Below are 25,727 nucleotides of genomic sequence, written 5' to 3' on the forward strand. Positions count from 1 at the left end.
GCCGCGTGCACTACCCCCCCGCTTACGACAAGCTGCACGGCTAAGGCGCCCCGGCCGGGCCGCGACTGGTGTCGCGGCCCGGCCCCCTCGTCCCCGCACAGGTACTCACTGACTGGAATTCACACAAGCGATGGCAGCTCTCCAGACCTCAGCGCCCCCGGCTTCGCCTCCGGGCCAGGACCGCCGCGTCATTCTCAAGCGCAAGCGGACCGTGGCCCAGCGGTTCCGGTCCGACTGGCCGCTCCTGCTCATGACGCTCCCGGCGATGGCCCAGCTCGCGGTGTTCTTCTACTGGCCCTCGGCCTGGAACGTCATCGCGTTCATGGACTACAGCCCGCACCGGCCGTTCTGGGAGAACCCCATAGTGGGCTTCGCCTGGTTCCAGCGGCTGTTCGACAACCCGTACTTCATGCCGGCGCTGCTGAACACGCTGAAGTACTCCTTCGCGAACCTGCTGTTCCTCTTCCCGCTCTCGATCGTCCTGGCCCTGATCATGCACAGCGTGGTCTCCACCAAGGTCCGCAGCGTCTTCCAGTCGATCGTGTACCTGCCGTACTTCTTCTCGTGGGTCCTGGTCGTCACCGTGTTCGTCCAGACGCTCGGCTCCGACGGCCTGGTCTCCAACTGGCTGCTCGGCCTCGGCGGCGACCGGCTGTCGTTCACCTCGAACCCGGACTCGTTCCTGTTCCTGGCCTGGCTGCAGTGGGCGTGGAAGGACGCCGGCTGGGGCATGATCATCTTCCTGGCGGCCCTCGCCTCGATCAATCCGAGCCTGTACGAGGCGGCGGCCGTGGACGGCGCCAGCCGCTGGCGGCGCATGTGGCACATCACGCTGCCGGGCATCCGACCGGTGATCGTGCTGCTCTTGATCCTCCACATCGGAGGCATCCTGACGGTCGGCTTCGAGCAGTACCAGCTGCAGCGCGACGCGATCGGCTACCAGACCACCGAAGTGCTCGACACCTTCATCTACTACCGCAGCGTCATCGGCACCGAGGGCGCGTCCTTCGGCACCGCGGCCGGCCTGTTCAAGGGCGTGATCGGACTGATCCTGGTCCTCATCGCCAACAACGTCGCGCACCGCCTCGGAGAGCAAGGGATCTACCAGAAGTCATGACCGCCATCGACACCAAGCTCAAGCCCCGCCGCAAGCAGGCGCGCCCCGTCTGGGACGAGGAGCCCACGTTGGCCGCGAAGATCGTCAAGGCGCTCTTCCTGATCTGCTACGGCGCGGCCATCGTCCTGCCGATCTGGGCGGTCGTGGCCACCAGCTTCGCCAGCGAGGAGTCGCTCGCCTCGGCGGGCGGGAACCTGCTGCTGATCCCGACCGACTTCAGCGTCGCGGCCTACCAGGAGATCTTCGACGGCGGCGCGCTGACGAAGTCGCTGATCCTCACCATCGGCCTGACCGCCGGCGGCACCGCGCTGAGCATGATCCTCACCATCGGCGCGGCTTACGGCCTCTCGCGGACCGGCTCGCTCCTGCACCGGCCGCTGCTCATGCTCGTGCTCTTCACGTTCCTGTTCGCGCCCGGCCTCTACCCGAGCTTCCTGGTCGTGCAGAAACTGGGCCTGTTCAACAACTACCTGTCGATCATCCTGCCGATGGCGTTGAGCGCCTTCAACCTGATCGTGCTCAGGGCGTTCTTCATGAACAGCGTCCCGACCGAGCTGCTCGACGCCGCCCGAATGGACGGCGCCGGAGAGTTCCGCACGCTCTTCAAGATCGTGCTGCCGATGTCGAAGGCGATCCTCGCGGTCATCGCGCTGTTCTACGCGGTCGGCTACTGGAACATCTACTTCTCGGCGGTCCTGTACGTCCCGGGGCTGGAGACCCAGCCGATCCAGGTCGTGCTGCAGCGGATGCTCATGTCGACGCAGGGCCTGCCCGGCGCCGCGGCGAACGTGAGCCAGTACCAGTCCTCCGCACCGGACGCGGCGCTGAAGATGGCGGTCGTGGTCTGCACGATCATCCCGATCGTCATCATGTACCCGTTCATCCAGAAGCACTTCACGAAGGCCGTCATCACCGGCGCGATCAAGGGCTGATCCGGGTCTCCCCCCGGTGCGAAGGGCCGTCTCCGCAAGCGCGGAGGCGGCCCTTTCACGTGCCCGGAGGGTAGCGTCTCGGTCCCGTCCTCGTCGAGGACTCGTATCCGGTCTTTCCTGCCGCGCCGGGGCGTTCGGGCGGGACCGGCCCCGGCGGCGGCCTGCGGACTCCCCAATGGAATCTGCTGCTTGCATGAACAGGTTGTCACGGCATATCAGGGTCTTATCGGTGCTTTTCTGTCAGGTTCCCGACTGAATCGAACATACGGCCCGAGCGCGCACGTACTGTCGTTCACAAAACCCGGAAGCAGTACGTCCCCCCATGTGAGGTGCGGTGTCCGCCATGGCGATCAGTCTCGATTACGAGCACAATGCTCTGCCGCCCACTGCCGAGTCCCGCGACCCGGAAGGAGAACCACCCATGAGCCCTGGCCCCGCAGGCGCGCATATCGCCGGTTATTGCGTCGAATTCCGGCTCGAGACCCGGGACAACGGGACCCGGGTGCTGCTCGCTCAGGACCCCGACGGCGTGGCGGCCGCCGTGGCCACGATCGTGGCCGCCGATCTGGTGCAGGTCGCGACCGCGCTCGTGCGCGACCGGCCCGGCTACGAACCCGGCGGACGGCCCGACCACGGTCTCAAGATCATCGCGGACAAGTCGGCGGAGGTCGGAGCGCTCGCCTATTACGGTCCCGGCGGCGAGGACTACGGTCCGGGCGCCTGGGTCACGTTCTCGAACGAGCTCCAGGCCCCGCATCTGCGGCTCTTCCGGGACATGGACACGGCGAGCATGTTCCCGCCCGACGCGCACATCGCCTTGAGCACCCTGGCTCGCGCGGTGGAGGACTTCCGGGCCACGGGCGGCCTGCGTCCTTCCGGCTGCATGTGGCGGCCGAGCACGGTGTGGTGACGTTCATGTGACCTGCATTCGCAGCGCGGGATCGCAGCCTGGCACCGGTCCCTCCGGCGGATAATGTTGTCGATCATGAGCAGCAGTGACACGCCCCCGGACCTGGTCGCCGTGCGCTTCGCCGAGTCCTCGGACGCGGCCGCGTTCGCCGCGATCGTGAACCACTACATCGCCCGCAGCACCGCGAACTTCCGCACCGAGCCGCAGCCCGCCGCCGACTGGGAGCAGGAGCTGGCCACGTACGGCGGCCGCTATCCCTGGCTCGTCGCGACGGTTTCCAACGGCACTGTCGAAGGCGAGGTCGTGGGCCTGGCGTACGCGAAGCCGTGGAACGCCCGGCAGGCGTACGACTGGACGGCCGAGGCCACGGTGTACGTCGCGGACGGCCAGCGGGGTCGCCGCGTGGGGTCGACGCTGTACCGGGAGCTGCTGAAGCGCCTTGAGGCCCAGGGATTCCGGAGTGTGATGGCGCTGGTGACGAGCCCGAACGAGGGCAGCGAGGCGCTGCACGCGTCGTTCGGTTTCAAGTTGGTCGGCACGATCGACGCCGCCGGGTACAAGCACGGCGAGTGGCATGACGTCGGCATCTGGCAGAAGACCCTGGCCGCGCCGGCCGATCCGCCCTCGCCGACGGCGCCGACGGCGCCGACCGACCGCTAGCGCACCATGGTCGGCCTCGCGGCAGGGCTGCGGGACCGCAGTCCGGAGACGGACGATTGGATCTAATGAACCTCTAATGGTTCTCGCGTGGAACGCAGAGCCCCCGGCCCTAATGTTCAGTGCAAGGGGAAATCTCCTGAGGGGTGACAAGCCGCAAGGCGAGTCGAATCCAATTGATGGGTGTGGGGTAGCGATCGGGCCCGGAGCGGAAGCTCCGGGCCCGATCGCATGCTCGCCGTCCGGGGAACACCGCGGCGGTGTTCGAATCCGAGCCGGTCGCGGCCGTCCTAGCGAACGCCGTAGAGGTGTTCGAGGGCGAGCTGGTCGAGGTGCTCGAACGCCATGCCCTTGGAGGCGAGGCCTTCGACGTCGACCTTGACGTCCTTGAGGTCGGCCCAGGTCTCCCCTTCGCTCAAGGTGGGGGTCGCGAGCTCGTCGACGCGGGCGGCCTTGAGGGCCTCCTGCACTTCGGGGTCGGCGCGGAAGGCGCGGACCTTCGACTGCAGGATCTTGTAGTTGCGCATGCAGGCGGCGGCCGAGACCCACACGCCGTTGTCGTCTTCGACTCGCGGGGGCTTGTAGTCGAAGTGGACGGGGCCGGTGTACTGGCCCTTGGCGATGCCCTCTTCGACCGCGTCGACGACCCAGAAGGCGCCGCCGACATTGCCGGCGCCGAAGCGCAGGTCCTGGTCGAAGCGCGGACCGGTCTGGCCGTTGAGGTCGATGTGGTAGAGCTTGCCGTGCCACAGGGCCTGGCGGATGCCGGCGGCGAAGTCGAGCCCGGCCATCTCCTCGTGCCCGATCTCGGGGTTGATGCCGACCAGTTCGGGGCGCTCGAGCTCGTTGATGAACGCGAGGGCGTGCCCGAGGGTCGGCAGCAGGATGTTGCCGCGGGGCTCGTTCGGCTTGGGCTCGATGGCGAAGCGGATGTCGTAGCCCTGCTCGGTGACGTAGTCGCCGAGGGTGTCGAAGGCTTCCTTCATGCGGGCCATGGCGGACTGGACGTCCTTGGAGCCGCCGAACTCGGCGCCTTCGCGGCCGCCCCAGGCGACGTAGATCTCGGCGCCGAGTTCGGCGGCGAGGTCGATGTTGCGCATGACCTTCGCGATGGCGAAGCGGCGCACGTCGCGGTCGTTGTGGGTGAAGCCGCCGTCCTTGAAGATCGGGTGGCTGAACAGGTTGGTGGTCGCGGTGGTGACCTTGAGGCCGGTCTCGTCGAGGGCCTTGCGGAACGCGCCGACCTTGGCGTCGCGCTCGGCTTCGGAGGCGTCGAAGTCGAACACGTCGTTGTCGTGGAAGTTGACGCCGTAGGCGCCGAGTTCGGCGAGCTTGCGCACGGCGCGGTCGGCGGCCATGGGGGCGCGGGTGGCCGAGCCGAAGACGTCCTGAGCCGCCCAGCCGACCGTCCAGATGCCGAAGGAGAACTTGTCCTCGGGCACCGGTGCGTATTTGTCGGTCATGATCGTTCCTTTTCTCATTGGTGTGCGGCCCAAGACGAAGTCTCGTCCCGGAGGGTCGCGTACTGCTCTGACACCTTCGCGGCCGCAGTGCCGGTGAACCGCTCGGTGTCGCCTGTCTTCCACTGTGGCGGGTTCTTGGAGCCGGAGAGGGCCCAGGCCGCCTGCTTGGCGGCGCCGAGGGCCACGTACTCGGCCGTGGGGGGCACGTCCACGTCGACGCCGAACACGCCGGGGGCGACGCGGCGCACGGCCGCGGAGGCGGAGGCGCCGCCGATGAGGAGGACGCGGTTCGCGCGCAGGCCTTGGGCGGCGAGGGCGGCGAGGCCGTCGGCCTGGGCCGAGAGCATGCCTTCGACGGCGGCGCGGGCGAGGCTTTCGCGGGTGACTCCCGTGGTGAGACCGGCGATGACCCCGGTGGCGCTCGGGCGGTTGGGGGTCCGTTCGCCGTCGAGGTACGGCAGCAGGGCGAGGCCTCCGGCGCCGGGCTCGGCGGCGAGCGCAAGGCGGTCGAACTCGGCGTGGTCGACGCCGAGGAGGGCGCGGAAGGTGTCGAGGACGCGGGCGGCGTTGAGGGTGCACACGAGCGGCAGGTACCGGCCGGTGGCGTCGGCGAACCCGGCCACGAGCCCGGAGGGGTCCGCGGCGGGCACGTCGGAGACGCCGAAGACGGTGCCGGAGGTGCCGAGGGAGACGACCACGTCGCCGGGCCCGAGACCGAGCCCGAGCGCGGCACCGGCGTTGTCGCCGGTGCCGGGGGCCAGCGCCGCGCCGTTGGCGGTGCGGCCGACGATCTCGTTGGGGGCGGCCACGCGCGGGAGGGCGAGTTCGCGGCCGAAGGCCTGGACGAGTCGGTCGCGCACGTAGTCGCCGGTGGTCGGCGACCAGTATCCGGTGCCGGAGGCGTCCGAGCGGTCGGTGGTCGCCTCGGCGGCGGTCGCCCCGCGGAGCTTCATGGTGAGCCAGTCGTGCGGGAGCATGACTGAAACAGTTTTCGCCGCGTTCTCGGGCTCGTTCTCGGCCATCCACGCCAGTTTCGTGGCGGTGAAGGAGGCGGCGAGGACGAGGCCGGTGTCGGCGGCCCAGGCCTCGGGGCCGCCGTGCTCGGCGGTGAGCCGCTCGGCCTGCGGGGCCGAGCGGGTGTCGTTCCACAGCAGGGCGTCCCGCACGACCTGGTCGTGCTCGTCGAGGGCGACCATGCCGTGCTGCTGCCCGGCGACGGCGACGGCCTCGGCGCGGTCCAGCAGGCCGTTGCCGGCCTCCTGGAGCGCCTCCCACCAGGCTTCGGGCGGGCACTCGGTCCCGTCCGGGTGGGAGGCGCGACCGGAGTCGACGATCTCGCCGGTCTCGGCTTCGACCAACAACACTTTCGTCGACTGCGTCGATGAGTCGACTCCGGCCACCAAGGTCATCTAGTTACGCTCCAGCTCCACGTTCGCGGGCTTACCCGCAACATCTACGACGCTCACATTAGCGATGTCCGCCGGTCCTGTCGACACCAGGGTCACAACAGTTTCTGAAACTGTTTCAAGAGACACGGTGGTGTCGCCGTCGACGTCGGCGATCGTGATCCCGCGGTCGGGCGTGCCCCACACTTCGAGGGTGATGCCCTCGAACGCGCCGTCGCCGATCTGGAGGCCGGGCGCGACGCGCGGCAGGATCGCGCCGTAGCGCACGAACACCGGGAAGGTCGCCAAGCCGTGCTTGGTGTCGATGTAGCGCCCGCCCTCGTGGACCTCCTTGGTCCAGAAGTCGATCCACCGGCCCTCGGGCAGGTACACCTTCCGCTCGCCCGACGGGTCGTTCACCGGGGCGACGAGGAGGTCCTTCCCGAAGCGGTACTCCTGGTCGGCGTTCCACGCCACCGGGTCCGAGGGGTTGTCCACATTGAGTGCGCGCAGCACCGGCTCGCCGGTGCGCGAGGCGTGCACGGCCGCCGAGTAGATGTAGGGCATCAGCGAGTACCGCAGCCGCAGCGACTCGACCGCGAGGCGCTCGGCCTCCTCGGAGAACTCCCACAGCTCGCGGGTCGTGGTCCCGTGGTAGCGCAGCAGCGGCGAGAGCGCGCCGAACTGGGCCCAGCGGATGTACAGGTCGTCGGTGGGCGTGCCGTTGAACCCGCCGGTGTCGTGCGACCAGAACGGGACACCGGAGAGGCCGTGCGAGAGGCCGCCGCGGATGGTGCCGCCAAGGCCCGCCCACGTGGTCTGGACGTCGCCCGACCACTGCGCGGAGTGGCGCTGCCCGCCCAGGAACGACGAACGCGCCCACACCAGCTCGTGACCGTTGATCTCACGGGTCACCTCGACCACCGCGTCGTTGTACAGCAGCGTGTACACGTTGTGCAGCTCGGTGCCGGTCATGCCGTTGTGCGCCACCGCGTCAGCGGGCACGCCCTCGGCGAAGTCGGTCTTGTACAGGGCCGCGCCGGCCTGCAGCGGACCCCGCAGCAGATCCTTCCACCACGCGACCGCGTCGGGGTTGGTGAAGTCGACGATGCCGCTGGCCTGGTGCGAGCCGTGCCAGACGTCCGCCACGTAGGTCTCGCCCGTGGCGTTCTTCAGGAAGTAGCCGCGCTCGTCGCCCTCGGCGAAGACCGGCGACTTGTGGGAGATGTAGGAGTTCATCCAGAGGCAGACCTTGAAGCCCTGCGCGGTGAGCTCGGCGAGCATCCGCTCGGGGTTCGGGAAGTTCTCGGCGTCCCACTGCATGTCGGACCAGTGCGGCTCGTGCTGCCAGAACGTGTCCAGGTGCAGCACGTCGCAGGGGATGCCGCGCTCGCGGATCTTCTTGGCCCGCTCCATGACCCGCTCCTCGGAGTCCACGAAGAACCCGGAGGAGATCCAGGTGCCGAAGGCCCACTTCGGGGGGAGCGAGGGGCGGGAGGTGAGGCCGTCGAAGCGGTCCAGGACCTCGACGGGGGTGCCGCCGAGCACGAAGTACTCGAGCGCGTCGTCGGGCACGATGAACTCGACGGCCGCGTGGGTCTGCTGCGCCATGTCGAACTCGACCGGGGCGCCCGAGTTGACGACGATCCCGTAACCGCGGTCGGAGACGTAGATCGGGGCGTTCTTGTACATGCGGATCGACTCGGAGCCGAACGCGTCGAAGTTCCACATCAGCGGGCGCTGGCCGCGCGCGTTGAGCGGCGCGAAGCGCTCGCCGAACCCGGCGAAGGCCTCGTCCGGCGCGGCCGTGAACGACTCGTGGTAGGCGACCGGGCGGCCGTCCACGAGGGAGCGACCGAAGGGCAGTGTGCGCAGGCGGCCCGAGATGTCCTCCTCGCCCGGGTTCTGGGAGACGAGGGTCTTCCCGGCGGCGTCGGTGTACGTCAGGGACCAGGTGTCGAGGGTGGCGACGGCGCGGACCGATCCGGCGTCGACGACGACGGTGCCGTCCTCGACCGAGACCTTCGCGTCGCCGTAAGCCCCGGCGTGGACCAGTTCGATGATCTTCTCGACCGAGGGGCGCGCGGCCGGGTCGGCCGACAGGCGGGCGCGGATGACGCCCTCCGCGACGGCGGCGAGGCCGACGTACAGCTCCTCCCCCGCGCTCGTCACGGCCTTGAGGAGGACCGAGGCGGGGCCGGTCTCGGCGACCTCGGCGCTCGTGACGGCGGAGAGACCCTGCTCGCCGACGGCTCGCTGGGGAAGCTCCGGGGGGTCGGCGACGAAGAACTCGCGGGCGACCAGCGGCGGGCGGTAAGGCATTGGATGCTCCTGCCTGTTGAGGGTTCGTACGACAGCGCGCGAGCCGGGTGGGGCGGCACGACGTTCATTAGTTTATCGACTATCCCAACAAATTGCGACCGGGGTCCACGGGATTCCACCCGGTTTCCATTTTCCGCCGAGTCGGCGGCGACCGCTCCTTTTCCGCTGCGCAATGCCGCGTATGCCGCATCCCGCACCCCCTGGCACGCCCGGTGCGCCGAGTCGCCTGCGCCATGGGCGCGGGAAAGCTACCCTGGGCGGTGCGACCGACCGATCTCACCGTCGCGCACCGCTTTTCACCAGCAGCCACGAGCCCAGTCCGATGCGAGGTACCGAGATGTCCACCGTCCGCTCCAGTCTTTCCGACGAGAACCGCGAGATCACCGCGAAGGCCCTGCAGGGCGCGCTCGTCGACCTCATCGACCTCTCCCTCGTCGGCAAGCAGGCGCACTGGAACGTCTACGGCAAGAACTTCCGCTCCCTGCACCTCCAGCTCGACGAGATCGTCGTGTCGGCGCGCAACGCCACCGACCTCGTCGCCGAGCGGGCCATCGCGATCGGCGTCAGCGCGGACGGGCGCGCGAGCACCGTCGCCGAGACCTCCTCGGTCCCCGGGATCCAGGACGGCCAGATCAGCGACACCGAGGTCGTCTCGCTGTTCATCGAGGCCTACGCCGCGATCATCGCGAACATGCGCGAGCGCATCGAGGTCACCGAATCGGCCGACCCGGTCACCCAGGACCTGCTCATCGGCGTCACCGCCGAGCTCGAGAAGCAGAGCTGGATGTTCCAGGCCGAGCTGGGCTAGCAGCGGTGGGCGGTCGGGGCCGGGCGGGAGCGGCTGATCGGTGGGTGCGGCGAAGCCGTCCTCACCAGCCGTTCAAGCCCGGCCCCGACCTGTGCGAAGAGTGAGGTCCTAGGCGGGTGTGCAGGTCACCGTGGGGGTCGACGCGGTCGAGCCGTCGGCCTTGGTGATGTTGAAGCCGAACGTGGTCGACTGGCCCGCCGCGAGCGTGCCGTTGTAGCTCTCGTTCGCGCCGTTCACCGTCGCACCGGTGAGTGTTCCGGTCACGCTCCAGGCGTTGGAGATCCGCTCCGAGCCCGGCCAGGTCCACGTCACCTTCCAGCCGTTCAGGTTCTGATCGGCCTTGACGGTGGCCGAGTAGGTCGCGCCGGTGTTCCACGGGCTCGAGACCGAGAGGGTCGCGGTGCAGCCCGAACCGGTGGGCGGGGGCGAGGTGGTCGCCGGGTCCGAGGTGGCCGGGGTCGTGGTCGGGTTGCCCGTGCCGCCGCCGCCGAGGGCGTTCAGCACCGCGGTGTAGGCGGGCTTCTTCGAGTAGTCGTCGTTGAACAGCAGGGGCGCGCCGGTGCCGGGGAAGGTGCCGGGCACCCACGAGTCGCCGTCGCGCAGGCCCCACACGGTGACGCCGGAGCAGTCGAGGAGCTCGGCGCACATCTCGACCACCCGCTGGTAGTCGTTCGCCTGCTGCTGCAGCTTGGCGCTGTCGGCCGGCAGGTTCATGCGGATGTCGAGCTCGGTGATGCGGACCTTGAGCCCGAGGTCGACGAAGCGCTGCAGGTTCGCCTCCATCGAGGAGGGCACCTGGCCGAGGATGAGGTGCGCCTGGAAGCCGACGCCGTCGAGAAGGTTCTGCGACTTCAGGCCCTGCGCGATCCGGTAGACCGTGTCGGACTTGGCGTTGATGCCGTCGATCGAGTAGTCGTTGATGTAGAGGTCGGCGTTCGGGTCGGCCGCGCGGGCGGTCTGGAACGCGGTGGTGATGTACCCCTCGCCCATGGTGCGCAGCCAGAACGAGTCACGCATGGCGCCGTTGTTGTCGCTGACGACCTCGTTCACGACGTCCCAGGAGTCGACCCGGCCCTCGTAGCGGTTCGCCACGGTGTTGATGTGGTCGACCATGGCGGTGCGCATGGCCGTCGCGTTGAGGCCCTGCACCCACGACGGCGTCTGGGAGTGCCAGACGAAGGTGTGGCCGTGCACGGACTGGCCGTTGGCCTCGGCGAAGTCCACGATGGCGTCGGCCTGGGAGAAGGTGTAGTTGCCGTCCTGCGGTTCGGTGGCGTCCCACTTCATCGAGTTCTCGGCGGTGAGCGAGTTGAACTCGCCGGCGACGGTGTCGCGGTAGGACGCGTTGTTCACGAGCTGGCTGTAGGAGACGGCGACGCCGATGTCCTTGCCGATCGCGTCGGCGGCGCCGCGAAGCGTGGTGGCCTGGGCACCCGCGAACTGGGTCGAGAGCCCGATGCCGAGGGCCGCGGTCGCGACGGTGACGGCCCCCGCGATCACCGCGCGACGGCGTTGACGGTTAAGCAGCACGAAAAACTCCTCAAGGTGGTGCCGCGCCGTGAGGGAACGAGGCCGTGAGATGCGGGAGCGGAGCGCTCCCAAGTGTGCCGACAGCCTATCGAACACATTGATGTGCGTCAATAGAACTACCGGCCTCCGCCCCGCGAACACGGCCCGGCCGGATCACCGCCGCCATAGGATCGAGATGTGGACCGCGGCGGATCAGCGCCCGCGGCACCGGCCCGATGGCCGGTGCCGGTCGTCATCGCGCTCGCGCTCCTAGTGCTGCTCACCCTCGCCAACGCCACCGGCACCGTCAGCGCCTGGGCCGAATACGGCGACCGCGTCGAGAACGGCCGTCCGCTCGCCTCGGCGCTCCTGACCGCGCTCGTGGCCACGGTCATCGCGGCCGGCAACGCGGTCGCGGCCCTCGGATTCCTCCGCCACCGGAACTGGGCCCGGATCCTCGGCCTGGCCGTCTGCGTGGCCGCGGGCGCCGGCGTGCTCGCCACCGTCGTCACCGGCCCCGAACCGTACGGGCTGATCGGGGTCGGCCTCTACGTCGCGCTGCTCGCCCTGCTCCTCACCGGTGCCGCGAAGACATGGTGCGGCAGACCGACGAGGAAGCGCGGGACGCGGACATGAAGGCCCGCGCCCCGCCGCGGTCACTTCGCGACGATCGAGACCATCTTGCCCGCCACCACGATGACCTTCTTGACGTCCTTGCCCGCCAGGTTCGCGGCGACCTTCTCGTCGGCCAGCGCGGCGGCCTTCACGGCCTCCTCGCCCGCGTCCGCGGCGATCTCGACACGGCCGCGGACCTTGCCGTTGATCTGCACCGGGTAGGTGACCGTGTCCTCGACCAGGTGGCGCTCGTCGGCGACCGGGAAGTCCACATAGGCGATGCCGCCCTCGTGGCCCAGGCGCTCCCACAGCTCCTCGGCGATGTGCGGGGCGATCGGCGCGGCCATGGCGACCAGCGCCTCTGCCGCCTCGCGCGGCACCGGGTTCACGCCGGTCAGGTGGTTGTTGAACGTGATCAGCTTGGCGACGGCGGTGTTCATGCGCAGGTGCTCGTAGTCCTCGCGGACCCCGGCGATGGCCTTGTGCATCTCGCGCAGCGTCGCGGCGTCGGGCGCGGTGTCGGCGACGGTGACCTCACCGGTCTCCTCGTCGACGATGTTGCGCCACAGGCGCTGCAGGAACCGCTGGGAGCCGACGATGGCGCGGGTCTCCCAGGGCTTGGAGTCGGCCAGGGGCCCCATCGACATCTCGTAGACGCGGAAGGTGTCGGCGCCGTACGAGGCGCAGACCTCGTCGGGGGTGACGACGTTCTTCAGGGACTTGCCCATCTTGCCGTACTCGCGGTTCACCTTCTGTCCGTTGTAGGTGTAGACGCCCTCCGACTCCTCCCGCACCTCTTCGGCCGGGACGTAGACGCCGCGGTCGTCGGTGTAGGCGTACGCCTGGATGTAGCCCTGGTTGAACAGGCGGCGGAAGGGCTCGCGGCTGGAGACGTGGCCCAGGTCGAACAGGACCTTCTGCCAGAAGCGGGCGTACAGCAGGTGCAGGACGGCGTGCTCGACGCCCCCGATGTACAGGTCGACGCCGCCGACGTCCTCGGCGTCCTGCGGGCCCATCCAGTACGACTCGTTGGCCGGGTCGGCCAGGGCCGCGGCCGACTTCGGGTCGGTGTAGCGCAGCTCGTACCAGGAGGAGCCGGCCCAGTTGGGCATGGTGTTCAGCTCGCGGGTGTAGGTCTTGGGCCCGTCGCCCAGGTCCAGCTCGACCTCGACCCAGTCCTTGGCGCGGCCCAGGGGCGGCTCGGGGGCGGAGTCGGCGTCCTCGGGGTCGAAGGTCTTGGGCGAGAAGTCGTCCATGTGCGGCAGTTCGACCGGCAGGTGCGACTCGTCGAGGGCGACGGGCAGGCCGGTCTCGTCGTAGACGATCGGGAAGGGCTCGCCCCAGTAGCGCTGGCGGCTGAACAGCCAGTCGCGCAGGCGGAAGGTGGTGGCGCCTTCGCCGCGGCCGTGCTCGGCCAGCCAGTCGATGATGCGGGCCTTGGCCTCCGGGACGCGCAGGCCGTCCAGGATGCCGGAGTTCACGGCGACGCCGTCGCTGGTGTAGGCGCTTTCCCCGTCCCAGGGGGCCTCGCCGGAGATGACCTGGCGGATCGGCAGGTCGAAGGCCTTGGCGAACGCGAAGTCGCGCTCGTCGTGGGCGGGCACGGCCATGATCGCGCCGGTGCCGTAGCCGGCCAGCACGTAGTCGGCGATGAAGACCGGGACGGTCTCGCCGTTGACAGGGTTGGTCGCGTAGCCGCCGGTGAAGACGCCGGTCTTCTCCTTGGCGTCGGCCTGGCGCTCGACGTCGGTCTTGGCGGCGGCGAACGCGCGGTAGGCGGCGACGGCCCCGGCCGGGGTGTCGTGCCCGCCGGTCCAGGAGGCCGGGACGCCGGCGGGCCAGGACTCGGCGGTCAGGGCCTCGACCAGCGGGTGCTCGGGGGCCAGGACCATGTAGGTGGCGCCGAACAGCGTGTCGGGGCGGGTGGTGAAGACGCGGATGTCGCCCGCGTAGGTCCCGAAGTCGACGTACGCACCAGTGGACTTGCCGATCCAGTTGCGCTGCATGGATTTCAGGGACTCGGTCCACTCCAGGCCGTCCAGGTCGGACAGCAGCCGGTCCGCGTAGGCGGTGATGCGCATCATCCACTGCTTCAGCGTGCGCGTGTAGACCGGGAAGTTGCCGCGCTCGGAGCGGCCCTCGGCGGTGACCTCCTCGTTCGACAGCACCGTGCCCAGGCCCGGGCACCAGTTCACGGGGGCCTCGGTGACGTAGGCCAGCCGGTGGCCGTCGATGACGCGGCGGCGCTCGACCGCGCCCAGCTCCGCCCACGGGCGGCCGTCGGGCGTGGCCCGCTCACCGGATTCGAACGCGGCGATCAGCTCGTCGATGGGCCGGGCCTTGTCGGCCTCGGTGTCGTACCAGGAGTTGAAGATCTGCAGGAAGATCCACTGCGTCCACTTGAAGTAGTCGGGGTCGGTGGTGGCGAACGCGCGGCGGTTGTCGTAGCCCATGCCCACCAGGCGCAGCTGGCGCCGGTACCGGTCGATGTTCTCGGCGGTGATCTCAGCGGGCTGGCGGCCCGTGGCGATCGCGTACTGCTCGGTGGGCAGGCCGAACGCGTCGAAGCCCATCGGGTGCAGCACGTTGAACCCGGCCATCCGCAGGTAGCGCGAGTACGCGTCCGTGGCGATGAAGCCCAGCGGGTGGCCCACGTGCAGGCCCGCGCCCGACGGGTACGGGAACATGTCCATCACGAACTTCTTGGGCGCTCCGGCGCGCGGGTGGCCCGGCTCGGCGAGCGACCCGGCCGGGTTGGGGGCGCGGAAGGTCTGCTCGGCCTCCCAGCGCTCCTGCCAGCGCGGTTCGATCTCGTTGGCCAGCTTGGCGTCGTAGCGGTGTGCGGGTTCGGTCATGGCTCGTCCTGTGGTCCTGTGATGGCTTCTGGGTTCGGGCTGCGGGTTCCGGGTAGACCCTAGACAGCAAAAAACCCCTGGCATGCAGGGGCGGCCGTGCTGGTTCTCTCCAACACGGCTATCTAAGGAGCGCGGAACGCCGGGACATGCGTTCAGTGTAGCGGAGGCCCGCCCCGGTGGCGCGTGACATAGGCGCTGGGCGCGTCCGAGTAGGATGGCGGACAGGCGACCGTAACGCGGAACGGCGTATCAGGTCGCGCATTCCCACAGACTTTCTCCCGGGAGGACCATTGACCTTCGAGTCGTCCCCAGGCCAGCCGCCTCAGTCCCCGGCGCCGCTCTCCCCCCAGGAGTTCAAGGCGACGGCCGAGGGCATCCTGACGAACGTCGAGTGGGTGATCGAGGGCAAGTCCCACACGATCAAGCTCGCGATCGCGGTGATGCTCGCGGAAGGCCACCTGCTGCTGGAGGACGTGCCGGGGGTCGGCAAGACCCAGTTGGCGAAGGCGCTGGCCCGCTCGGTCGACTGCTCGGTGCGGCGGATCCAGTTCACGCCCGACCTGCTGCCCTCCGACGTCACGGGCGTGAGCATCTTCGATCCGGAGAAGCGCGACTTCGTGTTCAAGCCGGGCGCGATCTTCGGCAACCTGATCCTCGGCGACGAGATCAACCGCGCCAGCCCCAAGACGCAGGCCGCGCTCCTGGAGTGCATGGAGGAGCGGCAGGTCACGGTCGACGGGAACACGTACAAGCTGCGCAGCCCGTTCATGGTCATCGCCACCCAGAACCCGGTGGAGATGGAGGGCACGTACCCGCTGCCCGAGGCGCAGCGCGACCGGTTCGCGGCGCGGCTGGCGATCGGCTACCCGGACGTCAACGCGGAGCTGGCGCTGCTGGACCGCCGCGAGGAGTACAACCCGCTCGACGCGCTGCGGCCGGTGGCCGACGCGGAGATGATCGTGCGGATGATCGCGGCGGCGCGGGCGGTGCACCTGGCGCCGGAACTCAAGCGGTACGTGGTCGACCTGGTGGCCGCCACCCGCACGAACCCGCAGGTCCGTCTGGGGGCGAGTCCGCGTGCGACGCTGCAGCTGCTGCGGTGCACGCAGGTGCTCGCGGCCATGGACGGGCGTGATTTCGCGCTGCCGGACGACGTGCAGCAGTTGGCCGTGCCGGTGCTCGCGCACCGGCTGATCCCGACCACGGAGACGACGATGGGCGGCGGCGACACGAAGGCGATCGTCTCCGACATCCTTCGGCACGTCCCGGTGGTGTCCCACCCGGGGAGGTACTAGGCGTGGAGCTCACCGGACGCGGCAAGACGCTGCTGGCGGTGAGCGTGGCGGTCGGCCTCGTCGCGCTGCTGGTGGGCGAAGGCGATCTGCTGCGCGCGGCGGTCCTGGCGCTCATCGCGCCGCTGGGCGGGCTCGTGCTGCTGCGCTGCTCGCGGCCCTCGCTGGAGTCGAACCGGGTGCTGAATCCGGCGCAGGTCGAGGCGGGGCAGTCCACGCAGGTGCGCCTGGGCATCCAGAACATCGGCCGCAGCCGGCCCCCGGCGCTGATGCTCGAGGACCGCATCCCGTACCGGCTCGGCAACCGCCCGCGCCTGGTCCTGGAGCGGCTCGCGCCGGGCGCGCGCAGCGTCGTGAACTACACGATCACTCCGGGGACGCGCGGCGCGTACGAGCTCGGCCCGTTGACGGTCCGCACGTCGGATCCGTTCGGCCTGGCCGTCTCGGTGCAGGAGTTCCCGCTCACGACCGAGCTCATCGTGACCCCGCGCATCCAGCCGCTGCGCAGCCTGCTGCTGCCGGGCGGGGCCGGGATGTCGTCTGGGGAGTCCGCGGCGCACGCGGTCGCGATCACCGGCAACGACGACATCGCCGTGCGCGAGTACCGGCACGGGGACGACATGCGCCGCGTGCACTGGAAGGCCAGCGCCCACCGCGGCCAGCTCATGGTGCGCCGCGAGGAGCAGCCGTGGGAGAACAACGCGGCGGTGCTGCTCGACGTGCGCCGCGGCGCGCACCGCGGGGAGCTCTCGAGCTTCGAGTGGATGGTCGACGCGGCCGCTTCGGCGACGGTGCGGCTCTCCCGCGACGGCATCGACCCGTGGCTCATCACCGCGCACCGCGACTTCGAATGCCGCCAAGGCGATTACAGCCAGGCCATGCGCTACCTCGCGACGGTGGCCGCCGCCCCCGAGGCCCCGATCTCGCATCTGGTGGAGAAGGCGCAGCGGTCGCGGTCGGTCTCGGGGATCGTCGCGTTCCTCGGGCACGTGATCCCGGAGGAGGCGGCCTCGCTGGCGCGCCTCGCCAAGCGCGGCGGCGCCTGCACGGCGCTCGTGGTCGACCCGGTGCGGTGGATCCCGAAGGCGCCGACGAGCCGCCCCGACCCCCGCGAGCAGGCGTTCGCCGAGCAGCACATCGCGGCCGTCTCGACCCTGTCGAACGCGGGCTGGCAGGTGATCCCGGTCGTCGCCGGGACCGAGCTGCGCCGGGTGTGGACCCGCCTGGGCGCGTGGAGGACTCTCGCATGAGCGGACAGCGGCACGCCACCATGGTCGCGGCGGCCACCCTGGCCTTGACGCTGACGCCGCTCATCGGCATCTTCGAAGGCGTCGGGTGGACGGTCCCGGTCCTGTTCACCATCACGGTGATCGCCACCGCCGCGTCGCTCATGCGCGCGGCCGGGCGCGGGCAGGGCCTGCAGACCGTCGCCATGTGCGCGGGGCTGCTGGTGGTGCTGACCGCGGGATTCGGCGACGGCACCGCGTTCCTGTTCATCATCCCGATGCCCGGCACGTTCGAGCATTTCGGCGCGCTCGCCGACGAGGGCGTCGCGGGGATCGTGAGGGAGGCCCCGCCCGTGGCCGCCGAGGGCGGCATCCTGTTCCTCACCCTGCTCGGGATCGGGCTCGTCGCGATCCTGCACGACATGTTCGTGGTCGGCCTGCGCACCCCGGCGCTCGCCGGGCTGACGCTCCTCACGATGTACCTGGTGCCGGTCTCGGTCGCACCGGACGCGACGGCCTGGTTCTGGTTCATCCTCCCCGCCGTCTCGTACCTCTGGCTCCTCGCCGACGACAACCTGCGGCGCGTCTCGGCGTTCGGGCACCGGTTCACCGGCACGGGCCAGCTCGTCTCGCAGCGGTTCCCGTCGCCGCTGGCGCGCACCGCGCGCTGGTCGGCGCTCGGGTTCATCGTGGTCACGCTCATGTCGCTGACCGTGGTGCCCACGAACACCTCCGGGTTCATCGACCGGGTCGCCGAGGACTTCGAGGGCGGGGGCGACGTCGGGCTCGGCGACGTCAACCCGTGGGCGCAGCTGTCCGGATCGCTCATCCGGCCCGAGGAGGTCGACGTCCTCCGCGTCTCGACCGACGATCCGAGCCCGCCCTACCTGCGGATGCACGTGCTCGACGAGCTCGACTCGGACGGCTTCGGCCCCAACGACTACGAGGAGGGCGAATCGGTCGACTCCCTCGACCCGCCCGACAGTCCCGGAGCGGTGTTCACCGCCGAGGTCGAGAACCTCGCGCTGCGGGCGCCGGTCGCGCCCTTCTACGGGAGCCCGGGCGGCTTCGACATCGACGGCGACTGGACCGTCGACGAGGACACCGGCGTGATCGTCGGCGACGGTGCCGACATGGGGGACGTCGACTCGTACTCGTTCTCGTACGTCGACCAGGAGCCCGACGCCGAGACGCTCGCGAACGCCGACGGCATGCCCCCCTCCGACGAGCGGTGGGAGGCCAACACCGCGCACCCGGACGTGCCCGAGCTGAGCGCGCTCGTCGACGACCTGCTCGGCGGCGCGGGCACGGTCCACGAGAAGGTCCTCGCCGTCTACCAGCACCTGTCGATCAGCAACGGCTTCCGGTACTCGCTGCAGACCACCGACGCGGGCAACGACGAGGCGATCCTCGACTTCCTGCAGACCCAGGAGGGCTACTGCCAGCAGTACGCGGCCGCCATGGCGTGGATGCTGCGCGAGGCCGACGTCGCCGCGCGCGTCGTCATCGGCATGTCGCAGGGCACCAGGGACGGCGACGAATGGGTGCTCACCAGCCACGACTACCACGCGTGGGTCGAGGTCTACTACGACGGGCCCGGCTGGGTCATGTACGACCCGACGCCGGCCGCGGGCGTGCCCGGCGCGTTGGCGAACCCGTGGGCGACCGAGCCCGAGGTCGAGGACGAGCCGACCCTGGAGCCGGGCGCGACCGCCGAGCCCAGCGAAGCCCCCGGCGACGCGACCCCGTCCGCCGAAGAGGGCCCCTCGGCCGGCGCCGAACAGCCCACCGACGGCACCTCCGCTCAGGCGGCCGACGACGCCACCGGCGGCGGCGCGGGCTTCAACCCGGCCTGGCTGCTCCTCCTGGTGGTCGCGGCCCTCCTGTTCCTGCCCGCCCTCCTGCGCGGGCTCCTCCGCCGCCGCCGGCTCGATCCGTCCCGCCTCACGGCCGCGACCGCATGGGACGAAGTTCTCGACCTGGCCCTCGACTACGGTGTGGGCCTGAGTGATTCGCTCACTCCGCGGCAGGCCGCCGGGGTCCTCGGGCAGGCCGCGCCGGGCGCGCGCGAGGCCGCGACCGTCCTCGGCTCGGCCATGGCCCGCCACCGGTACTCCCCCAGCGGGGCCGACCCGACCGGACTCGCCGACGCCGTGCGCGACCTTCACTCCGAACTGGACAAGAACGCCGAGCCGCGCCGCCGCTACCGGGCCATGTTCTGGCCCGCGTCGCTCCTCGCGAAGGCGAGCGCCAGGCAGGCCGAGCAGAGCGCCCGCCTGGCCCGGCGATCGGCCCGCGCCACGGACCGGGTCCGCTCGGCCGTGCGGCGCCCGCGACGTTCGAACAGTCGCGAGAACCGGTCTGTCACAGGTCGCCCCTAGGGTGGCTTACATGTACAGAAGCGGCGCTGCCGAAAGCGACAGTGCACTCACCGACGGCGCGTTCAACGAGAGCGGCTTCACCCAGCCGACCCTCGACAGCCTGGGGACCCCGCTCTCGGAGGTGACGTTCTGCGTCGTCGACCTCGAGACCACGGGACTCGCCGCCGACGCGTGCGGCATCACCGAGATCGGCGCGGTCAAGGTCAGGGGCGGCGAGGTCATCGGCGAGTTCGGGACCCTCGTCAACCCCGGCGAGTCCATCGACCCGCGCGTCACCCGCCTCACGGGCATCACCGACGAGATGGTCGCCGACGCCCCCGGGATCGAGGCGGTCCTCCCCGCGTTCCTCGAGTTCGCACGCGGCGCCACCCTCGTCGCCCACAACGCGGGCTTCGACATCGGGTTCCTCCGCCACGCGTGCGAGCTCACCGACACGCGCTGGCCCCGCCCGCCGGTCGTCGACACCGTCGTCCTGGCCCGGCGACTCACCGAGAAGAGCGAGGTCCCCAACCGCCGGCTCGGCACCCTCGCGCGGTTCTTCGGCTCGCCCGTCACCCCGAACCACCGGGCCCTCGACGACGCCCGCGCCACCGTCACGGTGCTGCACGGACTCATCGAGCGCGCCTCGGGGCACGGCGTGGTCACCGACGCCGAACTCGTCGAGTTCTGCCGCGCCATTCCCTCTGAGCTGCAACGCCGCAAGAAGCACCTCGCGGACGGGCTCCCGCACGCCCCCGGGGTCTACATCTTCCGCGACGCCGACGACCGGGCCCTGTACATCGGCGTCTCCGTCGACGTCGCCGCCCGCGTCCGCAGCTACTTCTCGGCCGCGGAGCAGCGGCGGCGGCTGCGCGACATGCTCGCCTCGGCCGAGCGCGTCGAGGTCGTCGAATGCGCCCACCGGCTCGAAGCGGGCGTCGCCGAACTGCGGCTCATCTCCGGCGGGAAACCGCCCTACAACCGGGCCGCCAAGTTCCCCGAGCACCGCTCCTGGGTGCGCCTCACCGACGAGCCGTACCCGCGCCTGCAGATCTCCCGCAACCCGCCCGGCCCCGGCACGCCGCGCCTCGGCCCGACCTCCGGCACGCAGGCCCAGGCCGCGATCGGTGCGATCGAGACGGCCCTGCCGATCCGGTCGTGCCGGACCCGCTTGTCCCCCAAGCGGATGTCGCCCTCGTGCGTGCTCGGTGAGATCGGGAGGTGCGTCGAGCCGTGCCGCCACACCGTCAGCGTCGAGGAGTACGCGACGGTCGCCGAACGCGCCGCCAGGGCCATGGACGGCGACCCGGCCCCGATCGCGGCGGCCGTCACCGAGCGGCTCACCGAACTCTCCGAGGCCGAGCGCTTCGAGAGCGCCGCCGAACGCCGCGACGAACTCGGGGCGTACCTCCAACTCGCCGCCGCCACGCACCGCACCAGGAGCCTCGTGGCGGCCGGGGAGATCGTGGCCGCCGGTCGCGCCAAGGGCGGCGGCTGGGAGATCGCCGTGATCCGCCACGGACTGCTCGCCGGGGCCGCCCGCACCCCGCCCAGAGCCGATCCGATGCCGCACATCGCGAAGCTCCGCGAGATCTCCCGCATCGTCGAACCGCTCGGCGACGTCGCCGACGCCGCCCACGCCGCCGAGACCCGGCTCCTCCTCGAATGGCTCGCCCGCCCCGACGTGCGCCTCGTCATGGTCGAGCACCCGTGGGCCAGCCGCATCGACGGCGCCGAACGCTGGGACGGCGCCATCCCCCACGACCCGTCCCCCTGGCGGCGATCCAACGGCGAACGCTGACCACATACTGGGACATGACCGCGAACCCTCCGCTGTCCCAATGGAACCCACCGTGCCATCCCCTGAGACGAGCCAATCCAGCGAATCGGACGTGAGTCGTCTCGCATCCATTTGCGGCGCTTGGGGTCTCCGCCGATCGCCTCACGCAGGTACTGTGTGTCATCCGCCGATTGCGGCGGCCCCGCCGAAATCCGACAGTGTCTAGTGTCGATTCTCTCCAAGAATCGTTGTACATCTAGAATGCGGTCAACCTTGGGCATCGGAGGCTTTCATGTTGCGCGCATTGCTTTCGGCTACTCGGTCTGCCAAACCTGACGATCCGTGGGACCTCGCGGGGAAGGTGGCGCAGCTCGAAACGGCGCACCGCGCCCACTTCGAGCAGCCCGACATACTCCTGGTCCGCCGCGCCTACCGCATCGCCGAGCAGATGCACCGCGGCCAGGCCCGCCGCTCCGGCGAGCCCTACATCACCCACCCGATCGCCGTCTCCACCATCCTCGCCGAACTCGGCGTCGACACCGCCACCATCGCGGCCGGGCTCCTCCACGACACCGTCGAGGACACCAGCTACTCCCTCGAGGCCCTCCGCGGCGACTTCGGCGACGAGATCGCCGTCATGGTCGACGGCGTCACCAAGCTCGACAAGATCCACCTCGGCTCCGCCGCCGAAGCGGAGACGTTCCGCAAACTGGTGCTCACCGCAGGACGCGACATCCGCGTCATGGTCATCAAGCTCGCCGACCGCCTCCACAACATGCGGACCATCAAGTTCAAGAAGCGCCCCAGCCAGATCCGCATCGCCGAGGCCACCAAAGACGTCCTCATCCCCCTCGCCGACCGCCTCGGCCTCTACGTCATCAAGCGCGAGCTCGAGGACATCGTCCTCGAGACCCTCGAACCCGAGGTCTTCCAGGCCATCCGCGACCATCTCGGCTCCGACACCGACCGGAAGCGCCAGGTCGCCGTCATCGCCCCGCAGGTCCGCAAGGCGCTGCGCGAGTTCAAGGTCGCCGCGACCCTCCACGACCGGCCCCGGCACCCGTACTCGATCTACCGCGAGATGCAGAAGCACCCCGGCACCGGCCCCGCCGACCCGCCGCGCCTCGTCATCGTCGTCGACGGCCCCGCCACCGACTGCTACGCCGCGCTCGGCGCGATCCACAAACTCTGGAAGCCCATCGGCGGCAAGTTCCGCGACCTCATCGCGGCCAAGAAGTTCAACCTCTACCAGTCGATCCACACCGCGGTCGCCGGCCCGGGCGGCACTCCGGTCGAATTCCTGATCCGCACCAAGGAGATGCACGAGACCGCCGAGGTCGGCATCGTCGCCGGGCTGCGCCAGTCCGGCGCCAACCCGGTCGAGATCCAGCTCCCCTGGCTGCAGCGCCTCCTCGACTGGCAGAACGAGGTCGCCGACTCCGGCCAGTTCCTCGACTCGCTCCGCTGCGACCTCGCCGACCAGGACATCCTCGTCTTCACCCGCGACGGCGACCAGCTCATGGTCCCCAAGGCCTCCACCCCCGTCGACGTCGCGTACTGCTCCGGCCCGTCCAAGGGCCACCGGCTCATCGCCGCCTACGTCAACGGCGAGATCGCCCCGCTCGCCCGACCCCTGCGCGACGGCGACACCGTCGAACTCGTCCTCACCAACGAACAGCCCTACGGCCCTTCGAAGCAGTGGCTCGACCACGCCAAGACCCCCGAGGCCCAGCTCCACATCAACGACTGGTTCGGCTCGGTCGAGGACGTCGACTCCACCGGCGAGCTCCCGATCATCCCGATGCAGCGCTTCGAGGACGAACTCAAAGCCGGAAAGAACCGCCTGTGGCGCGCCCTGATCGCCCGGGGGCGCGGTCTCTCGGGGGAACAACCACTGCACGGCGTCGCGTCCTCTCTGGGCTTCCCAGACCTCGACTCGCTCTACCTCGCCCTCGCCCGCGAGAAGCTCGACCCCGACGAGCTCGCGGAGAAACTCATCACCACCGTCGACCGCTTCTGACCCGCACCCGCGCCCGCGCCCGTCCACATCGAACGTCGAGTTCACGATCTCAGTCGAAGTAGGGGCCTGGCAGGACTCCTTCTCCGGATACGGGCTCACATGGCCCCCTCCCGGAGAACTCGCTGCGCCTGAGGCAGGTCAACAGATCATCGGTTCGATCACCGGCACCTCCACAAATGCCGGGCTCACCCATGAAGCCTCCATCGGAGTGGGAGGAGCCGGGATCACCGGCTTCAAATGCGTCGTCCAAGGGATCAAGGACCAGGCTGCGACCGAATCGTTCTTCCAAACCTGCTGGGCTGCAGCGAAGATCGAAGGCGCCGATATTGCGCTCGGCAGCCAATGGGTGACAGAAGCCGTCGACGCCATCTACAACCCGGTGAACGATGCGGACTTCAACCGGCATGCCGAAATCGTGTGTCCGGCCGAGCTCACCATGTTGTCTGTCGGCAGCTCCGACGCGGCCCCGTGGCTCACCTTCAACATCCTCCCGTCCGCCACCAAATGCGATTCAGCGACCAGCGACTAACCCGCGACAACATTCGAGCGCCCGAGGACTCCGGTTCTCCCTTTGCGACGGCAATGAGCTCTGCGCAGACTTGTCGAAGCTTCGCGGCTGCCAGTCGGGACATTGCCTGCAGTTCAACCGGGCAGCGATAACAAGGACCGAGGAAGCTCAAGTCCTTCTCCGGCCTCCCGGCCCCATCGAACCAAGGTTCAGGCGGGCAGCAACCATAGGAGCGTCAAAGAGGTAGGGGTTGGGCTCGAGTCCGTCTCCGGCTTCCGGCTCGGTCGGGCCGAGGTTCAGTCCGGCAGCGACGACAGGGTGGGTGGGCTCGGGGTCCGTCCCCGGCCTCCTGGCCCGGTCGGGTCGGGGTTCGGGCGGGCGGGCGGGCGAGCGGCGATGGTGGGGTGTGCTGGGGTGGGTTTCCTGGTCTGGGCATGCCGAGGGCCCGAACCCTCGCTTGGGGTTCGGGTGGCGCTGCGTGGTGTGGCGGCGCTTTCCCCCCAGCAGTCGCCTGCTGGGGCAGGGTAAGAACGGCGGGTCCCCGAGGTCGGCTGTCGCTGATCCTGCGGCTGATCCTGCGGCTGCGGTTGTCGGTGGTGGGGGCGCCTCGGCTGCCGCTTCGGTGCTTGAGGCTTCGCGTATTTCGCGTATGCCGAATGTCGCTCGGCATCGCGCTTTCGCCTCTCGCATGGCTTTGATCGCCCGGTCCCGGTCGATCATCTCAGCGATGCCGTCGAGTTCGGGCTTCAACGTCTCGGACCATTCGGTCCGGTAGAGCCCGGTCGGGAACACATCCCAGTCCGAGCCTGCATGCTCGGCGTCCATGTCGGCATCGGTGCGCCAGTCAGCGCACCCGCACCCGGCCGAGCCACCGGCCGAGGCACCGGCGGTGCCGCCCTGGCCTTGGCCGCCTCGGAGGCCGTGGAGGCCTTCGTGCCCTTCGTGGCCGTCGTGGTGGGTGATCAGGGCCGTGCCGGGGCCGGTCTTCTCCACACTCCACCCGGGGGTGTGGATGCGGCCGTGGTGGAAGCGGCACAGCAGGATCAGATTCTCCGCGACGGTCGGTCCGCCGTCGGCCCAGTGGGTGATGTGGTGCGCCTCGGTCCAGGCGATGGGCCGGTCACAACCGTGCCAAGCGCACCCTTCCGGCTGCTCGAGCTCGAGTTTGCGTCGCAGCGCGGCGTTCGGGAGGCGCAGCGCCCGACCCAGCTCGACCGCTTCCCCCTTGGCGTAGTTGAACACCGAGGGGATGATGACGCCTTCACAGGCCAGCAGCCGGGCCCGGGGGACGCTGATCGGCTGGCCCTCCAACATCGGGAGGCGGCCGGTGTCCTTGCCCTGCAACGTCTCGATGTCGACGGTCAGATCCAGGGTGGCGGTGTGCCCGTGCCGGGTCGCGGCCTGCGGGGAGGACCCGTACCCGGCCAGGAGCTGATGGAGAGCCTCGGCATGCCGGTTCGCCTGCGGCGGCAGCAGACCTTCCGCGTCGGCCTCATCCTGGCGGGGTGGCGGGCAGGCGGTCTGCAGGTACTTGTCGAGCATCCGCCCGGTCGCATTCGAGAGATGCCCCTCCAGCGCCCACATGCCATTGCCGCACTCGATCAACTCCAGGCGCTGCATCGACTGCTCGCCGAGCCCATCAAGGAGCTCAGTCTCTCCGGCGATCGCGGCCCACAGCCCCTCAAGGTGACGACGCAGGTCCTTGAAAGAGGCATGAGCGCAGTACTCGACCACCATCGCCTCCGGCGTCGCACACTCCACCGCCGGGTCGAAGGGGGAGACGACCGGGGCCGTGAAAGGAGTGCGGGCGAACACGCGCATGGCCGGGGTCTGGTCAAGCTGGCGGACGGCGTAAGCGACCTGGTCGATCCGAGCCTGCCCCGACACCGCCGCCGAAGCAAGAAGACGGAACTTCCCCGACAGCCGCGCGATCGCCGCGATCGCGCTGGCGGTGTTGAAGGTGAAGTC

18 protein-coding genes are annotated in these 25,727 nt (G+C 69.9%); 12 read left to right on the plus strand and 6 right to left on the minus strand.

Features of this window, described 5'->3' with window-relative positions; all coding sequences use genetic code 11:
* The first annotated feature begins 130 nt into the window (after positions 1–130).
* From JHY01_RS25130 to JHY01_RS25145, 4 genes are all read left to right on the plus strand, one after another.
* Positions 131–1,117 (plus strand): sugar ABC transporter permease, encoded by a 987-nt coding sequence (locus JHY01_RS25130; protein WP_205328467.1) that lies wholly within the window; start codon positions 131–133, stop codon positions 1,115–1,117.
* A complete protein-coding gene (locus JHY01_RS25135) occupies positions 1,114–2,049 on the plus strand; it encodes a carbohydrate ABC transporter permease (RefSeq protein WP_205328468.1) in 936 nt (311 codons plus the stop codon). The genes JHY01_RS25130 and JHY01_RS25135 overlap by 4 nt, the downstream gene beginning before the upstream one ends.
* A 421-nt stretch (positions 2,050–2,470) precedes the next feature.
* The gene (locus JHY01_RS25140) at positions 2,471–2,959 is read left to right on the plus strand and encodes an Imm1 family immunity protein (protein WP_205328469.1); all 489 of its coding nucleotides are present in this window, start codon (positions 2,471–2,473) and stop codon (positions 2,957–2,959) included.
* 75 nt (positions 2,960–3,034) lie between these two features.
* Positions 3,035–3,619 (plus strand): GNAT family N-acetyltransferase, encoded by a 585-nt coding sequence (locus JHY01_RS25145; protein ID WP_205328470.1) that lies wholly within the window; start codon positions 3,035–3,037, stop codon positions 3,617–3,619.
* A gap of 287 nt (positions 3,620–3,906) precedes the next feature.
* Here JHY01_RS25145 and xylA read toward each other — a convergent pair whose 3' ends face one another.
* The 3 genes from xylA to JHY01_RS25160 are packed head-to-tail and all read right to left on the minus strand — an operon-like array spanning position 3,907 to position 8,786.
* Complete coding sequence (gene xylA, locus JHY01_RS25150) at positions 3,907–5,079, minus strand: xylose isomerase (protein WP_205328471.1); 1,173 nt, start codon at positions 5,077–5,079, stop codon at positions 3,907–3,909.
* A gap of 14 nt (positions 5,080–5,093) precedes the next feature.
* Positions 5,094–6,488, minus strand: a complete 1,395-nt coding sequence (gene xylB, locus JHY01_RS25155; protein ID WP_205328472.1) for a xylulokinase — start codon at positions 6,486–6,488, stop codon at positions 5,094–5,096.
* On the minus strand, positions 6,489–8,786 hold the full coding sequence (locus JHY01_RS25160) for a TIM-barrel domain-containing protein (protein WP_205328473.1): 2,298 nt from the start codon (positions 8,784–8,786) through the stop codon (positions 6,489–6,491).
* A 337-nt stretch (positions 8,787–9,123) separates the two neighbouring features.
* Here JHY01_RS25160 and JHY01_RS25165 point away from each other — a divergent pair, with 337 nt between their 5' ends.
* Positions 9,124–9,594, plus strand: coding sequence for a Dps family protein (locus JHY01_RS25165; RefSeq protein ID WP_205328474.1), 471 nt, complete (start codon positions 9,124–9,126; stop codon positions 9,592–9,594).
* Between the two features lie 108 nt (positions 9,595–9,702).
* On the opposite strand, the gene JHY01_RS25170 is transcribed toward JHY01_RS25165, so the two are convergent.
* Positions 9,703–11,124 carry an endo-1,4-beta-xylanase gene (locus JHY01_RS25170; RefSeq protein WP_205328475.1) on the minus strand — a complete coding sequence of 474 codons (1,422 nt, stop codon included), beginning with the start codon at positions 11,122–11,124 and terminating at the stop codon, positions 9,703–9,705.
* A 177-nt stretch (positions 11,125–11,301) separates the two neighbouring features.
* Here JHY01_RS25170 and JHY01_RS25175 point away from each other — a divergent pair, with 177 nt between their 5' ends.
* A complete protein-coding gene (locus JHY01_RS25175; protein ID WP_205328476.1) occupies positions 11,302–11,739 on the plus strand; it encodes a hypothetical protein in 438 nt (145 codons plus the stop codon).
* A 20-nt stretch (positions 11,740–11,759) separates the two neighbouring features.
* On the opposite strand, the gene leuS is transcribed toward JHY01_RS25175, so the two are convergent.
* Positions 11,760–14,573 carry a leucine--tRNA ligase gene (gene leuS, locus JHY01_RS25180; RefSeq protein WP_205328478.1) on the minus strand — a complete coding sequence of 938 codons (2,814 nt, stop codon included), beginning with the start codon at positions 14,571–14,573 and terminating at the stop codon, positions 11,760–11,762.
* Between the two features lie 290 nt (positions 14,574–14,863).
* Between leuS and JHY01_RS25185 the strand changes: the two genes are divergently transcribed.
* The 6 genes from JHY01_RS25185 to JHY01_RS25210 all read left to right on the plus strand — a co-directional run bounded on the left by JHY01_RS25185 (position 14,864) and on the right by JHY01_RS25210 (position 23,780).
* Positions 14,864–15,868, plus strand: a complete 1,005-nt coding sequence (locus JHY01_RS25185; protein ID WP_240193244.1) for a MoxR family ATPase — start codon at positions 14,864–14,866, stop codon at positions 15,866–15,868.
* 2 nt (positions 15,869–15,870) lie between these two features.
* The gene (locus tag JHY01_RS27945) at positions 15,871–17,115 is read left to right on the plus strand and encodes a DUF58 domain-containing protein (RefSeq protein WP_205328480.1); all 1,245 of its coding nucleotides are present in this window, start codon (positions 15,871–15,873) and stop codon (positions 17,113–17,115) included.
* The gene (locus JHY01_RS25195) at positions 17,112–19,472 is read left to right on the plus strand and encodes a DUF3488 and transglutaminase-like domain-containing protein (RefSeq protein WP_205328481.1); all 2,361 of its coding nucleotides are present in this window, start codon (positions 17,112–17,114) and stop codon (positions 19,470–19,472) included. The genes JHY01_RS27945 and JHY01_RS25195 overlap by 4 nt, the downstream gene beginning before the upstream one ends.
* Positions 19,473–19,482: 10 nt before the next feature.
* Positions 19,483–21,252: a DEDD exonuclease domain-containing protein gene (locus JHY01_RS25200; protein WP_205328483.1), complete on the plus strand. Its 1,770-nt coding sequence runs from the start codon at positions 19,483–19,485 to the stop codon at positions 21,250–21,252.
* Positions 21,253–21,592: 340 nt separating this feature from the next.
* A complete protein-coding gene (locus tag JHY01_RS25205; protein WP_307814577.1) occupies positions 21,593–23,251 on the plus strand; it encodes an HD domain-containing protein in 1,659 nt (552 codons plus the stop codon).
* A 208-nt stretch (positions 23,252–23,459) separates the two neighbouring features.
* Entirely contained in the window at positions 23,460–23,780 is a 321-nt protein-coding gene (locus JHY01_RS25210) for a hypothetical protein (RefSeq protein ID WP_205328486.1), read from the plus strand.
* A gap of 147 nt (positions 23,781–23,927) precedes the next feature.
* On the opposite strand, the gene JHY01_RS25215 is transcribed toward JHY01_RS25210, so the two are convergent.
* On the minus strand, positions 23,928–25,727 hold a 1,800-nt coding region (locus JHY01_RS25215), incomplete at its 5' end, for an HNH endonuclease signature motif containing protein (RefSeq protein ID WP_205328487.1).

Source organism: Glycomyces sp. YM15, from assembly GCF_016918015.1.
Lineage (GTDB): Bacteria > Actinomycetota > Actinomycetes > Mycobacteriales > Micromonosporaceae > Glycomyces.

What these genes read in the sequence shown, in the direction of transcription:
- JHY01_RS25130 (WP_205328467.1), top strand. Translation starts at nt 131, where the DNA reads ATGGCAGCTCTCCAGACCTCAGCGCCCCCGGCTTCGCCTCCGGGCCAG.
- JHY01_RS25135 (WP_205328468.1), top strand. Translation starts at nt 1,114, where the DNA reads ATGACCGCCATCGACACCAAGCTCAAGCCCCGCCGCAAGCAGGCGCGC.
- JHY01_RS25140 (WP_205328469.1), top strand. Translation starts at nt 2,471, where the DNA reads ATGAGCCCTGGCCCCGCAGGCGCGCATATCGCCGGTTATTGCGTCGAA.
- JHY01_RS25145 (WP_205328470.1), top strand. Translation starts at nt 3,035, where the DNA reads ATGAGCAGCAGTGACACGCCCCCGGACCTGGTCGCCGTGCGCTTCGCC.
- xylA (WP_205328471.1), bottom strand. Translation starts at nt 5,079, where the DNA reads ATGACCGACAAATACGCACCGGTGCCCGAGGACAAGTTCTCCTTCGGC.
- xylB (WP_205328472.1), bottom strand. Translation starts at nt 6,488, where the DNA reads ATGACCTTGGTGGCCGGAGTCGACTCATCGACGCAGTCGACGAAAGTG.
- JHY01_RS25160 (WP_205328473.1), bottom strand. Translation starts at nt 8,786, where the DNA reads ATGCCTTACCGCCCGCCGCTGGTCGCCCGCGAGTTCTTCGTCGCCGAC.
- JHY01_RS25165 (WP_205328474.1), top strand. Translation starts at nt 9,124, where the DNA reads ATGTCCACCGTCCGCTCCAGTCTTTCCGACGAGAACCGCGAGATCACC.
- leuS (WP_205328478.1), bottom strand. Translation starts at nt 14,573, where the DNA reads ATGACCGAACCCGCACACCGCTACGACGCCAAGCTGGCCAACGAGATC.
- JHY01_RS25195 (WP_205328481.1), top strand. Translation starts at nt 17,112, where the DNA reads ATGAGCGGACAGCGGCACGCCACCATGGTCGCGGCGGCCACCCTGGCC.
- JHY01_RS25200 (WP_205328483.1), top strand. Translation starts at nt 19,483, where the DNA reads ATGTACAGAAGCGGCGCTGCCGAAAGCGACAGTGCACTCACCGACGGC.